The organism is Gardnerella sp. DNF01204 (assembly GCF_049244145.1).
In the GTDB taxonomy this organism is placed as follows: domain Bacteria; phylum Actinomycetota; class Actinomycetes; order Actinomycetales; family Bifidobacteriaceae; genus Bifidobacterium; species Bifidobacterium vaginale.
Map to the genome: position 1 here is coordinate 1554345 of NZ_CP058379.1, position 13645 is coordinate 1567989.

Consider the following 13645-nt stretch of genomic DNA (forward strand, 5'->3'; position numbering starts at 1 on the left):
TGCTTATACAACTGCTTACAGGGCTTCTACCTTTATAGGCTGACGCTCCGCTCCCACAGGAACAATCTGCGCATTAGATCCAGCTGGTGGAACAACCATTGCTACAACATTTACGTAAGTTACACGCATTGTAGAAGTAGCTTTAGCATTTCCAAACAGAGCTTTCTCCTCGTCAGACGCTGGTCTTGATTCTCGACCTTCTCCAGCTCTCCTAGTCCACACGGAGTCAATACGCGCAACCACTAAATCACTACCATCGCTTGCGCGCATAACGCTAATCTGATTTGGAACTGAAGCAAAAACCTGTTCCTGAGAACCTTTGTTTCGCTCCATTCCTGCTTGAACAGTCTTAGATAATTCTGCTAATTTTGCGCGCAAATAATCACTAGCAAAACTCTTTGCAAATTTACTAGATTCTCCTTGCTGCAGAACATCAGCATAAGCCGCTGCTGCCGCATGAGGAGTCATAACAAGACCAGAATCATTTGCTTTACCCATTGAAGCGCCGATTGAATAAACAGGGAATTTTGGCAGACGCACACCAGGGAACAGTCTTGCAACTGCCCACAATTTATAGTTTGAGCGTGCCCTATCCTGACGGATCACCAACAATCGCTTAGACTGCTGGTCTTTTGTTGTAGTAGTAATCGTCATCAAATCACGAGGCCAGTTTGCATTCGTAGGCACAATAGTCTGAGCAACTTCACGAGGAATTGTTGTTTTTGGATCCAATTTTCCTGTTTTAGCCGCAATCGCAAGCTCACTAGTTCGCACAAGCATTGCAGGACCACTCATATAGCAATCAAGATTACTAGAATTCTTCTCTTCATTCGCGCGCTCTAGAGACCTCAAAACTCTTAAACGTATATCTTTTTCTCTAATAGACGTTACGTTTGGAAGTTCCTTTGTGCTATGCCCCTCAGCGGCTTTAGGAACTTGACCATCGCAAGCGCTAAGAGCAAAACACATAATTAGCGTCATTATTGTAGCGAATGTAAATCTTACATAATATTTGATTTTATGCGCATAAAACATAGTCATACTTACTTTCCACACTCACTTTTGCTCATTTCCACGCGCATTATTTTTACGCTTACGATTCTGGTTATAGTTTGAATTCGTGTTGCCACCAGCGTTTCTGTTATTTGCATTATTTTCGCCGCTATTTCTATTACGATTATCTAATTCGTTAGATCGACGATTTTTGCCATATTTTTGCCCGCGCTGACTATGCTGATTATTCTGACTATTCTTACGCTGGTCGCGATGATTACTCAAATCACGATTATTCCCTTGATTTCGCGACTTGCTGCGATTATTTGACTTTTCATTGCTTGAGTCGCAAGCCTCCGCTGATTTACTACGATTATCCCTATATTTGCGATTTTCTACATCTCTACTACTAGAACGACCATCTTGATTGTCATGCGAATCACGATTTCTTCTACCATATCTACTATTGCGGTTGCCGCGATTGCTATGACTCGACTTTCTAGAATTATTATTGCTACTATTCCCTGAATATTCCTTTGAAGATTGCTTTTTATTAGAATCATCATTCAAAGAATCTTTGGAATCACGTATAGCATCTTCATCTTTAAAAGAATCATAGGAAGATTTATCAGAAGAAACATCAGAAACTTCTAAAACAGTAGACGAATCGCTATTATTCTTGGAAACATCCGAGAATGATTCACTAGCAAAACGAGCAAAATAAGACTGCAAATCTTCTTTAGAAATCACAGCAGTTTCATCCAAAGATGGAGTTGGAGAAGAATTTAAACCAGACTTTACGTTTACAGACAAATCCACGGTTGCTTGCGACTTTGCAACACGAGTTTTTGAATGAGAACCATGACGAGCATGAGAAGCTGAAGAACCTTTATGCCTTGACTTCTTATCTTTAGCAAAACTGCCAAAAATACTAGCCATTGTGCCAGCAAAAGCATCTGAGAATTTAACTTCTTCGTCTCTGGATACACTTTCTACAGTAATAAGACCACTTCTACTAGCCACCAAACGCTTATTACGCCTGCGATGTGGAGCCATAGCGAACACAGAAGCAGAAAGGACACAAAGCAGAGCAAACAGTGCTCCAACAAAATACAAAGGAGTTGCAAAATCTGGAAGATTGTGTCTACGCCAACGAAACTCTACGAATGCTTCAGGAGAATTTTTACCTAAGTCAATAATCAGCACGCGTCGAGAAATCTTTGCACGCAATGCGGATGAAACTTTTTGATGATTCGACTGGCTATTTTCTTGATTTGCTTGATTTGCTTGATTTACAGCATTGCCACTGCTCAAATCTCCAGGAACAATGTTCTCAGATTGTTCAAAATCTTCCGCATTAACAAACAATTTAGCCAAACCCATTTGGCAAGTAGCATTAGTCCACAAATCTGAATCTTTAAAATCTACATCTTTAGAAGCCTTAGAATCAGAGTTATTCGCGGAATCTACAGAATTTTTGTTATTCACATCTGACTTTGCAGAATCATCCGCCTTCATAGGGACAGTAGAAAGATTCTCCCAATCTTGCAAACCAGTTATTCTCTGTACAGAGTAGCCACGAGTCCACCCACGAACATCTTTAGCCAAACCAACTGCTACACAAATCGGCTTACGAGTATTAAGAGCCGCAACACTAATTTTTACGCGGTAATCCACAAGATTTAAAACACCTGGATCCGTAACAATGTATCTTGAACCATACACGTTTGTATGAGCCGAAACAATAGAGTTTGGCTTCCAAACTGTGGCATTAAGAACACCAAGAACAATACTAAGCACAGCAAGCAACCCAAAAATAGGTGCCACGATTCCTCGCATAAACTTAGCTCGTTTTGTAGGTCGTTGCATCAAACCTCTTTCTGCATCCTAATCAGCAATAAATCATGCATTATGCTTGTAATCAGAGCATGAATTCTTTTTGATATTCGCCTTAATAATCGTCATATCGTATTTGCTCCTATCTATTCTACAATCTTTCATAATCTTTTATAATTAATCGATTGTTATATTTATTAATCTTTTACAATTCTTCGTAATATTTAAATATATTTGCTACTGAATAATTAAAATCAGACTCAAGCGATAGTCTTAAACCTATGAGAAAAACCAGATTATACACAATCAAATCTTTTGCAATACGCGCAATTAGCACAATTAGCGCTGCAGCCTTGTGTTTTACAATGGCATCTTGCAGCGGGAATAGCACGAATGATAACGGAATGGCAGACCCAGCCGCGAATGCTGCTGGAATGCAAGTTTTAGGCGGCGTTAAGGCTAGTGGAACTTTAGGCAAACAACCAAAGGTCGATATAACTACTCCTATAGACGTAAAGCCAAATTCTTACGCCATTTTGCAAAACGGAAACGGTGCTAAAATCCAAGAAAATAGTCGCGTATGCGCTAATGGCATTGTGTACAATGCTAAAAACGGCAAAGAGCTTATGAACACATGGAAACAAGGCAAACCAGATTGCTCAATCGTTGTTAAAAAAGGCGTTACGAGTAAACCTTATTATGCACTGTTTAAGGGAAGAAAAATTAATTCCACGATTGCATTTGGTGTGCCTGCAAATCCGCAAACTAAGCAAGATGCGTACGTAATGGTGTTAACTCTTGTTTCTTCAATGAAATCTCTTGAACGCGCAACAGGCAATAAAGTTAAGGATATCCCTGAAAATCTGCCGAAAGTAACTCTGAGTAAATCTGGAGAACCATCGTTAGATAAGAATAACTACGTGCCAGATGGAAAGTTGGTTTCTCAAACTTTGATTGAAGGAACTGGTAAAGAGGTGACCAAAGAAAGCACTGTAACCGCTCATTACACTGGCTGGACTATCGATAAAGACGGCAAATTGCATCAATTTGATTCGTCATGGAAGCGCGGCACGCCTGCAGACTTCTCTCTTGCAGGTCAAGTGATTCCAGGATGGACTAAAGGCTTAGCTGGGAAGAAAGTCGGATCTCAAGTTCTTTTGGTAATTCCTCCAGAAGATGGCTATGGCAAAGAAGATAAGAAGGATGCACAAGGAAATGTAACAATTCCTGCAAATTCAACGCTTTACTTTGTTGTAGATATTCTCTATGCTTCCTGATCTATTAATCTCTTAATGATTAATTCTCTTAGTGATTAATTACCAATCGAATCATGCCGCGCTTGAATAAATCTTGCGCGGCATTTTTATACGTAAATTTACGTAAATTTCGTAATAAATTACAGATAAAGCAAAAAATCGCTAAGCTAAAACAGGCGAAGATCGTTAGACTCAACACCGCGCATTTCATCGTAATCGAGGATTAAGCAAGTAAAGCCACGATCCTCAGCCAAAACTCGCGCTTGCGGGCTAATAGTCTGCGCAGCAAAAATACCTCGAACTGGTTTAAGCAACGGGTCTCGATTCAACAACTCACAGTAACGAGTAAGCTGCTCAACACCATCAATACCACCGTGTCGCTTAATCTCAATAGCAACATGAACACCGTTTGAATCCTGCGCCATAATATCCACGGGGCCAATAGCAGTAGGATATTCTCGGCGAACCAATGTAGCACCATCGCCAATACGCTCAATTTGCTCAGCTAAGTAGCGCTGCAAATGGTCTTCTACACCATCTTTAACAAGACCTGGGTCTGTGCCTAAATCATACGAAGAATCGCTATAAACGTGTTGCAGAACAATGCGAAGCAGGTCATTGCCCTTTTTTGCAGCAATTTTTAAAACAGTTCCATCGCCAAAAACGCGCGAAAAGTCGAAAGCCTCCGTGCTACAAGCGCCGACAGCACCATCTGAAGAAACAGAACTCGAATCGTCGTCTTCACAAGAACAATCGTTATCTTTAGAAACATTTCCATCAATAACGCGCATAGTACAAGGAGCAACCATCCAATTAAGTGGCTTATAGGACCCTAACTCTGAAAAAATCAGTACACTACCATCAGCCTTAATAAGCAACACGCGCTTAGCCACTGGAAGACTTGCATTAAGCCTACCCGTATATTCTGCACTACAATCCGCAACAATAATTCGCACACAAAAAGCGTAGCATAAATCGCGTAACTACTTGCACAAAAACTATCTGCCCAAAGCCGCCGCTAAATCGCGATTCTGCCAGCGCTGATGCAACGCGCAATAGCCTCCAAAAAGCAAGAGCCAAATAATGCCGCCAATTGCCGATCCGCGAGTGTCTTCGCTAATAAACAGCGTTATGTACACAAACACAAAGAATGCAATAGTAAGAGAATTAAGCAGCTTATAATGCGGCATAACAAAACCATCTGGCATAAAATCAGCAGAAGCGCGGTACTTTCTGTGCGTAACCATAATCAAAATGTAAATCATGATTATTACTGCCGAAGACGCAGAAGCAAACACAATAAACGCGCCATGCACTCCAGGAATTGAGTTAATAATCGGAGAGAACAGGATTAGCGCAGCAGAAAAAATGATTGCTCGTGCAGGAACTTTAGTGCGCGAAACTTTGCGCAAATGTGAAAGAACAGGAGAATTAGATTCTAGCGCAATTTGATACATATGCCTTCCTGCAGAATAAAGCAGCGAATTAAGCGCAGAAGATGCGGCTGTTATTACCACAAAGAACACAAGCGCCGAAGCCCAATGAAGCCCCGCATATTGGAAAACCATTATAAACGGAGACATATAAACGCCTTTAGAATCGGTAGCTTTAAATTGTTGCCAAGGAACAATTAGCATGATTGAAGCAAGCGCTCCAACGTAGAAAATCAAGATTCGCATAATAATCTCGTTGATTGCCTTTGGCAAAACTTGGCGAGGATTCTTAGTTTCCGAAACCGTAACGCCTACAAACTCAATAAGCTGGTATGCGTAGAACACCATTTGGAAACTCATCAAAAATGCCAACCATCCATTTGGCATAAGCGAGAAGTTGTTGAAAATATTGTCAAAGCCTGCGTGGCCTGCAGGATTTGCAACGCCGCTAATCTGTGTTGCAGGGTAATGGTAGCCAATAATAACCATAACTGCAGCAGTTGCAATAAGAGCCACAATCAACGTGATTTTAATCATTGAGAACCAAAACTCTGTTTCGCCAAATAGCTTAACAGCAACCAGATTTATGCACACTAAAGCAGCCAAAAACGCTATTTCTATAAGCCATTTCCAGCTGCTAACGTCTATGCCAAAAGTTTGGAAAAATGTAACACAATACGTACTTACAGCCGTAATCTCACTCATGCCAATAAGCACAAGCACTATCCAATACGACCATCCTGCAAAATCGCCCCAGCCTTTGCCCAAGTATTTAGTAATAAAACTAATAAAAGTGTGCTGATTTGGGTCTTTATACATAAGTTCGCCAATGCCGCGCATAAGCAAAAACATGATTAAACCAACAATTATGTACACAAGCATAATGCTTGGACCCGTAAGACTAATGGATTTGCCAGAACCTAAGAATAGTCCCGTGCCGATTGTTCCGCCTATAGCAATGAATTGCACGTGTCTTTTTGTAAGGCTGCGCTCCATCTTGTTAGTGTGACCATTGTTAGTTTGGTCAATATCACTCATTGCTATAACTCCATTCTTTTAGGCGTGAGCTTTCAATTTTATAAGAACCCGTAAATATTTGAATTTCATTATTCAACTTTATTCAACACTTTTAAGCGAACTAACAGGGTCAATGCGGTCTAACGCGGGATTAGTTGACCATTGAACAATTAAAGCAAAGATCAGCGTTGCAAAGCCAGCAATAACATAGCTTAATGGAGACACTTCAACCTCAAAATACAGAGAAGGCATGCGCAAAGCATTTGTTAACAAGCCTGCAACCAATCTTCCAAGAGGCAAACCAACAAGAATACCAATTACAGTAAGAGTAAGCATCTCCTTATGCACGTAAGCATGAACTTCTCTACGATAAAAGCCAAGAACCTTTAAAGTTGCCATCTCTCGCGCACGTTCCGAAATATTAGTGCTTGCCAATGTAAACAGCACAGCTAACGCCAAACCTGCTGCAAGAGTTACTATAAGCGCAACCACAGCATTCATTAAATCAAAGCTAAACGAATGTTTCATGCGCGTAATGTTCATAACAGCTAACACGCCATCCCTATCTGCCACATGGTCTGCGTAACGCATTCTTGCATCATCGTCTCCACGAAGACGCATAATTAGCGCATTATTCTTAACATTTTTCCCATTTTTAAAACCGAATATTCTTTCATAGCAGCGAGAAGTCATATAAATATTTGAACCAATAAGATTACGCACGACTGCACGCAACTTCACTTTTGCGCGCTTAAAACTGGAGTTTGTTATTGTAATATAGTTTCCGCTCGCAATTCCCAACGACGATGCTGCACTCTGTGAAAGAAGCGGACCATCATCATTAAGTGAAATATTTTGCAAATTATTGTTAACATCTTGTAGACGAACCATATTAGACAAAGCTGCGGCATCTTTAACAACTACGATTTGTACGCTTTCAGAATCTCCAACGATTTTATTATGCGAATTGTTATTGGAATTGCTATTAGATTTACCATTATCTGCATCGCTTTTTGCGATTTCTCCAGAGCTAATGTAGGCAGGCAAAATGGTATCAACAAGATTGCTGGATTTATCTTTTTGCACACTTTTCTTCATATTTTGAAATGCATCTGGAGTGGAAATAGAAATCATATCGTAGCGGTAAATGCCGTCATATTGGCGGATTCCAAGAGTGGCTACAGTATCGTTTAATGCTAAAGCACACACGATTAATGCCGTGCAACCAGCTACACCGCCAATCGTCATAAATAGTCTGCCTTTAAAACGAGCCAGATTCCTTATAGATACTTTGTTGAGGAAACTTAGACGATTCCAGATAAAAGGTAAATGTTCAAGAAGCACGCGAGCGCCAGCTTTTGGAGATTTTGGACGCAATAATGCCGATGGTACTTGCCTTGTCTCCCTCCAGCTTACGATTATTGTGCATATTGCAACTGGTATTACAAACGCGAGTACACAAATCGAACCATAAAGCCAATCGTATCGTAAAACAACTCCTGGAACTGTGTACAATCCGCGCAAAATCTTAAGTAGTAAAGATGGAATTGCTAAGAATCCTAGAATATCGCCGATTCCGCCGCCTACTAGACAGGCAAAAATCGCAAAGAAAGCGTGCCTTGTTATTGCTGCGCAACGTCCATAACCTAAGCTTAAGTATGTTCCAATTAGTCCTCGTTCTTCTTCTACCATTCTTGCCATGGCTGTTAGGCTCATCATCATTGCCACCACAAGAAAAAGCACTGGGAAAGCGTATCCAAGAGATTGAATCGAGGCAACATCAGAACGCAAGCGAGTATAGCTCCCGTTTGATATGCGAGCAAAAATATGCCATCTTGCTTGAGGAACATGCTTTTGCACTTCTGGCTTAATTTTTGCGTAAATTTGCGCGCGAGCCTTAGCTAAAACCGAGTCGGGAGCGTTTTTAAGCATTGGCATATTGGCTATAGTTTGATCTACTTGTTGATTAGTCTGGTCTTTTACAACCTGATTTGTGCGCGCCTCTTGGCAATCGCTTTGCACACTGTCTTTAATCTGGTTTGAAGCATTTGCCACAATTGCGCGATACTTTTGCGAAAAATCGTTAACGCGTCGAGCCTCATTTAGGCGCACATATATAGCTGTGTATGGAAGATTATTTGTGCTTTCAGTAATCGCAGAGGTAAAAATAGGGTAGCGTGATATTACGGAATTGCGGAAAGCTTTTGATTGATACCCGTTTGGATTATCCAAATCGTTTACGTCTAACACACTTCCTGTAATTAGAAGCTTATATTTTTGATTTTGAATCGGTTGATTAGACGAATTAGGCTGATTAGTGACTTGTTGCATACTCAAAAACAGTGTGCTACCAATTCGCAATCCGCTATCGTGCAAAAATCGTTCAGTTACCACAGCTTGACGATTGTTTGTTGGCATATCGCCACGCATCAAATGCAGACGATTCAGTTTTTTAACATTGTGATTATATTGCACAACGTTCATTGCATAAGACAAATTGGCATTATTCGAAGGATGAGCAGTAGCTTTAAACGACTTTCCCGCCTCTGCTTCACTAACAAATGGCAATTTTTTGATTGCTTTAACATCTTTGTCAGTCAAACCAAGCGTAGAAATAATTTGTAGGTCGTAAGCTTTGAGCTTAGAGTAAGTATCATTTGCTCCAAGAAGCATATCGTTGCATCCTGCATAAATGCCAGTCATAACTGCAACGCCAAGCATTGCTATAACTGCTAGTATGCAAAAACGACGCCATTCGTGAACCCACATTCTAATGGCGCTAATAAAAACCATTGGCAAAATAGAGCGTGAGCGCTTATTACGAATCGCATATTTGCGCTTGATTTTCTTAGATTTTACAGTTCCGCTACTCACTACAAATCACCACTCTACAAATCACCATTCAATATCTGCAATTGACGTAGGATTTTCTTGTACTGTTTCGCTTACGACTTTTCCAGAATGGAATCTCACAACTTTATGAGCCATAGGAGCAATAGCAGCATTATGAGTAATAATAAGAACCGTCATTCCTTCTTTTTGGCAAATATCTTGCAATAATTGCAAAACAGCTTTTCCAGTTTCATAATCTAGCGCACCCGTAGGCTCATCGCATAAAAGCAACTTAGGCTTTTTAGCAAGTGCGCGCGCAATAGAAACTCGCTGCTGTTCGCCTCCAGAAAGTTGTGCTGGGAAATTATTAAGTCTTTTTTCCAAACCTACGTCAATAAGCGTTTGTGCTGGATCAAAATGATCTGAGCAAATTTGTGAAGCAAGCTCCACGTTTTCTAACGCCGTCAAGTTTGGAACAAGATTATAGAATTGAAAAACAAAACCAATATCTTCTCTTCGATACTTTACAAGCCCACGACCATTTAGCTTTGTAATATTTAAATCACCAACAGTTACACTACCGCTTGTTGCCGTATCCATACCGCCTAAAATATTCAAGGCTGTAGTTTTACCTGCACCCGAAGCCCCTAGTATTACGGTGAGTTTGCCGCGCTCGGCTGTAAAACTAGCATTATCTAGAGCGCGCACAACACTTGATCCAGATGGATACTCTTTTACAACATGATCAAAAGTTATGTATGCCACAATACACCTTGCTTACTGACTACCTGATGATGCTTTTGCTATCAACTTCTTAATTTATTAGATTAATATTTAATACTCTTCATTGGAATAGAGATACGCCACGACGCGCAGTACAATACGCGTTGCCAAGCCAAGTATGCCTTGAATTTGGCCATACAGCTCCAAGACGAGGAGCACCTTGACTCATCCAAATACTCGGCACTCTTCCATCGGAACTTTTAGACCCAAGAAGATTAAAACCATTTTTTATTTCAAGCCAATCTGGATGCTGAGTAACAATCGCCAATCCTTCTTCTAAAGTCAAAGGAAGACGCTCGTCTGAATCTATAAGTTTTCTGGCAACATCTGGCTCACGATTCAAATACGATGTACCTGTATGAGGGTCTAATGCCAAGTAAAACGGACCTTCTGGAGGCTCAAAACCATCTTGTGGCAGGAAACTAGCTATATCTCTAGGCGGCATTGTTGTAAAACCAGCCATACGATCAATACTCGTCCTAGAAATTAAGGATTCTGGCGAAACTAGCTCACGAGTAGGCACAAGAAGAATATTAGTACCCAAATCGCTTTGATCAAGAGCGCGAATAAGCGGCAAAGCTAAAGCACGAAACGATGCAGCACTCATATCTGCAACATCTGGGTAGCCAAGAGCAACAATACGATCAAGCTGCTTTTGTATTTCTTGCGAAGCTATAGACATAATTACATTTTACGTAAAATTTTTTATAATAGCGAATTCGCGCAGGTCTAATCAATCCACAAAGTGTCGTTTTTTAGCTACGATTTCCGCCAATTGCACAGCATTAAGAGCAGCACCCTTACGAAGATTGTCATTTGTAATAAACATTGCCAATCCACGCTTTCCATCAACCGCTTGATCTTGGCGAATACGCCCAACATAGCTCGCGGATTTTCCTGCAGCAAGCTGAGGAGTAGGAATATCATCTAGCGCAACGCCAGCGGCCGATTTTAGCACTTCGCGAGCCATATCTGGAGTTACATCGCACTCAAATTCGGCATTAATGCTCATTCCGTGACCTGTAAAAACGCCTACGCGCACGCATGTGCAGCTTGCTGCAAGCTTTGGCAGATGCAGAATCTTACGACTTTCATTGCGGAGCTTTTGCTCCTCGTCGGTTTCTTGCGAACCATCCTCAACAATCGCACCAATGAATGGCACAACGTTAAATGCGATTGTGCGCGCAACTTTTGTTGGTTGCGGAAAATCAATAGCATCCCCATCAAACACAAGCTTATCCGCGCCCTGATCTAAGGCAGCTTGCGCTTCGTTCATAAGCTGCAACGCTCCAGCTCTGCCAGCTCCAGAAACCGCTTGATAAGAAGATACAATAAGTCGCTTTAAGCCAAAAGCATCGGAAAGCGGCTTTAAAACAGGCATGCACGCCATTGTTGTGCAATTAGGGTTGGCAACAATCCCACGCGGAATATCATTTAAATCTTCTGGATTTACTTCTGCAACTACAAGAGGCACATCGTTATGCATACGCCATTGAGAAGAATTATCTATTACTATTGCACCCGCATCTGCAAATCGCGGTGCCCACACTTTGGATGTTCCGCCGCCTGCGGAGAAAATCGCAATGTCAATTCCACTTAAATCTGCTTTTTCTACATCTTCTACAACAACATCTTTGCTGCGATATTTCAAAACAGTTCCAGCGGAGTGTGCGGAAGCCAAATATCGCAAGTTTTTAATTGGAAAATCGCGCTCGTCTAATACGCGGCGCATAACCATTCCAACTTGGCCAGTGGCGCCTAAAACCGCAAGGTTTACGCCTTTGTTGCTTATAATTGCCATTTTGTCTCCCTTATTTTGCGTGTTTTTGCGATTTTCTTTGATTTTTGCGATTATTTAAGCGTGATTTTTGCGCGCGATTAGCGTCCGCTTCCTCCATAAACAACGGCTTCGACTTTGCTTGCGTCTAATCCGTAGGCTGTGTGAAGCGCACGAACCGCTTCGTCAAGCTGTTTTACTGGAACAATCGCTGCAATACGAATTTCTGATGTAGAAATCATCAGAATATTAATACCGTGATCGCTTAGCGCTGTAAAGAAGGTTGCTGCGAGACCAGAATAGGTTTTCATTCCAACGCCAACAACTGCGACTTTGCCAACAGAAGGGTCCACGTCCATAGACGTAAATTGCAATTCGCCGCGCGCGCCCTGCAAAACCTTGCAAACGGCGTCTAGGGACGAGCTTGGAGCCGTAAGCGATATGTCAGCCGTTTCGGTGGATGCGCTTGCCTGAGCAATCATGTCTATGTTAACGTCTGCAGCAGCAAGAGTTGTAAACACTTTTGCAGCGTTTCCAGGCTTATCGGGAACGCCTCGAAGAGTAATCATAGATTCGCTTCTATCGTGTGCAACGCCAGAAATCACAGGGGTCTCTGGGCCTAAGTCTGGGAATAAATCGCCCATTGTTGAGCGAATGTCTACATTTGTTATTTTATTTGCCATTTTTGCCGCCTTATGTCTATTGCCTATGCGTTCTGTCTGTTGTTATGCTTGTGTCTTCTTTAATAAATAATTAGTTTAAATTCGGCAAGCTCTTTGGATTTACTCCACTCGGCACAATTAATGTTCCGTTTCTGTGCGAAAACGAGCTGCGAACATGAAGAGGCATACTGAATCTTTGTGCGTATTCAACGCATCTCAAAGCTAACACTCGAGATCCGCAAGATGACATCTCAAGCATTGAATCATAATCGATAACAGGAATTCGCTTTGCGGTTGGAACAATTCGAGGATCTGCCGTAAATACGCCATCAACATCTGTGTAAATCTCGCAAACATCTGCTCCAAGAGCAACAGCAAGCGCCACTGCCGAAGTGTCTGATCCGCCTCTACCAAGCGTTGTGTCGTCACCAATCTCGCTGATTCCTTGGAATCCTGCAACAATAGCAACACTGCCTTTTTTAAGCGCATGCTGAACACGATCTGGCTTAACAGCGCGAATATGAGCTGCTCCAAATTGCGCGTCTGTCATAAATCCAGCTTGAGAACCAGTAAAAGAGTATGCGTGCGAGCCTTGAGCATGAATAGCCATTGCTAGAAGACTCATGGAAATACGCTCTCCTGCAGTCATAAGCATATCCATCTCTCTAGCAGGAGGATGCGCATTTACACTCATTGCTTGGTCAATCAAGTCGTCTGTGGTATCTCCCATAGCGGAAACGACAACAGCAACATCGTTACCAGCAGCTTTTGTATCAAGAATCCTTTTGGCTACACGCTGAATTGCGTCCGTATCTTCTACGGACGATCCACCGTATTTCTGCACTATAAGAGCCACTGTAACCCCTTATGTTCAGCCGTCACTATTATCTAAAGCACGCTAATGCAATAAGAATTAATCCAAATAAGACTAATCTAAAATTAGACTATCAACTGTGCTCTATTTATTTTTAGTTTTAGAGATATTATGAGTGGCGTATATACAACAAGCGGTTTCTTGCGACTTATCAAACGCGTTTGCTTATGAATTCACAAATC

Annotated in this window: 11 protein-coding genes; 1 reads left to right on the forward strand and 10 read right to left on the reverse strand. The window is 41.5% G+C overall.

Translation table 11 applies throughout. From position 1 onward, the window contains the following. Nucleotides 1–15: 15 nt before the first annotated feature. Together HXT46_RS06245 and HXT46_RS06250 are read right to left on the reverse strand one after the other, a co-directional pair. Complete coding sequence (locus HXT46_RS06245) at nucleotides 16–1041, reverse strand: hypothetical protein (protein WP_004574823.1); 1026 nt, start codon at nucleotides 1039–1041, stop codon at nucleotides 16–18. Between the two features lie 15 nt (nucleotides 1042–1056). Then, nucleotides 1057–2862 (reverse strand): hypothetical protein, encoded by a 1806-nt coding sequence (locus tag HXT46_RS06250; protein WP_050541811.1) that lies wholly within the window; start codon nucleotides 2860–2862, stop codon nucleotides 1057–1059. 248 nt (nucleotides 2863–3110) lie between these two features. On the opposite strand from HXT46_RS06250, the gene HXT46_RS06255 reads away from it, so the two are divergent. After that, nucleotides 3111–4106: an FKBP-type peptidyl-prolyl cis-trans isomerase gene (locus HXT46_RS06255; RefSeq protein ID WP_004114189.1), complete on the forward strand. Its 996-nt coding sequence runs from the start codon at nucleotides 3111–3113 to the stop codon at nucleotides 4104–4106. Between the two features lie 146 nt (nucleotides 4107–4252). Here the strand turns inward: HXT46_RS06255 and nucS are convergent, their stop codons facing one another. The 8 genes from nucS to HXT46_RS06295 form a co-directional block, all read right to left on the reverse strand. After that, complete coding sequence (nucS, locus tag HXT46_RS06260; RefSeq protein ID WP_004114187.1) at nucleotides 4253–5041, reverse strand: endonuclease NucS; 789 nt, start codon at nucleotides 5039–5041, stop codon at nucleotides 4253–4255. A 42-nt stretch (nucleotides 5042–5083) separates the two neighbouring features. After that, a complete protein-coding gene (locus HXT46_RS06265) occupies nucleotides 5084–6556 on the reverse strand; it encodes an amino acid permease (protein WP_004114185.1) in 1473 nt (490 codons plus the stop codon). Between the two features lie 78 nt (nucleotides 6557–6634). Beyond that, nucleotides 6635–9409, reverse strand: a complete 2775-nt coding sequence (locus HXT46_RS06270; protein ID WP_421785936.1) for an FtsX-like permease family protein — start codon at nucleotides 9407–9409, stop codon at nucleotides 6635–6637. Nucleotides 9410–9430: 21 nt separating this feature from the next. Further along, the gene (locus tag HXT46_RS06275; RefSeq protein ID WP_020760145.1) at nucleotides 9431–10132 is read right to left on the reverse strand and encodes an ABC transporter ATP-binding protein; all 702 of its coding nucleotides are present in this window, start codon (nucleotides 10130–10132) and stop codon (nucleotides 9431–9433) included. A 79-nt stretch (nucleotides 10133–10211) separates the two neighbouring features. Beyond that, nucleotides 10212–10832, reverse strand: a complete 621-nt coding sequence (locus tag HXT46_RS06280; RefSeq protein WP_020760144.1) for a DUF5701 family protein — start codon at nucleotides 10830–10832, stop codon at nucleotides 10212–10214. Nucleotides 10833–10883: 51 nt separating this feature from the next. Further along, nucleotides 10884–11951 (reverse strand): aspartate-semialdehyde dehydrogenase, encoded by a 1068-nt coding sequence (locus HXT46_RS06285; RefSeq protein WP_004116320.1) that lies wholly within the window; start codon nucleotides 11949–11951, stop codon nucleotides 10884–10886. A gap of 77 nt (nucleotides 11952–12028) precedes the next feature. Beyond that, the gene (locus HXT46_RS06290; protein WP_004114175.1) at nucleotides 12029–12610 is read right to left on the reverse strand and encodes an ACT domain-containing protein; all 582 of its coding nucleotides are present in this window, start codon (nucleotides 12608–12610) and stop codon (nucleotides 12029–12031) included. A 70-nt stretch (nucleotides 12611–12680) separates the two neighbouring features. Continuing rightward, complete coding sequence (locus HXT46_RS06295) at nucleotides 12681–13445, reverse strand: aspartate kinase (RefSeq protein ID WP_004114173.1); 765 nt, start codon at nucleotides 13443–13445, stop codon at nucleotides 12681–12683. Nucleotides 13446–13645: the final 200 nt, after the last annotated feature.

Excerpts from the sequence above, each read along its gene's own strand:
- HXT46_RS06280 (WP_020760144.1), bottom strand. The coding sequence starts at position 10,832 with ATGTCTATAGCTTCGCAAGAAATACAAAAGCAGCTTGATCGTATTGTT.
- HXT46_RS06250 (WP_050541811.1), bottom strand. The coding sequence starts at position 2,862 with ATGCAACGACCTACAAAACGAGCTAAGTTTATGCGAGGAATCGTGGCA.
- HXT46_RS06290 (WP_004114175.1), bottom strand. The coding sequence starts at position 12,610 with ATGGCAAATAAAATAACAAATGTAGACATTCGCTCAACAATGGGCGAT.
- HXT46_RS06245 (WP_004574823.1), bottom strand. The coding sequence starts at position 1,041 with ATGACTATGTTTTATGCGCATAAAATCAAATATTATGTAAGATTTACA.
- HXT46_RS06265 (WP_004114185.1), bottom strand. The coding sequence starts at position 6,556 with ATGAGTGATATTGACCAAACTAACAATGGTCACACTAACAAGATGGAG.
- HXT46_RS06255 (WP_004114189.1), top strand. The coding sequence starts at position 3,111 with ATGAGAAAAACCAGATTATACACAATCAAATCTTTTGCAATACGCGCA.
- HXT46_RS06285 (WP_004116320.1), bottom strand. The coding sequence starts at position 11,951 with ATGGCAATTATAAGCAACAAAGGCGTAAACCTTGCGGTTTTAGGCGCC.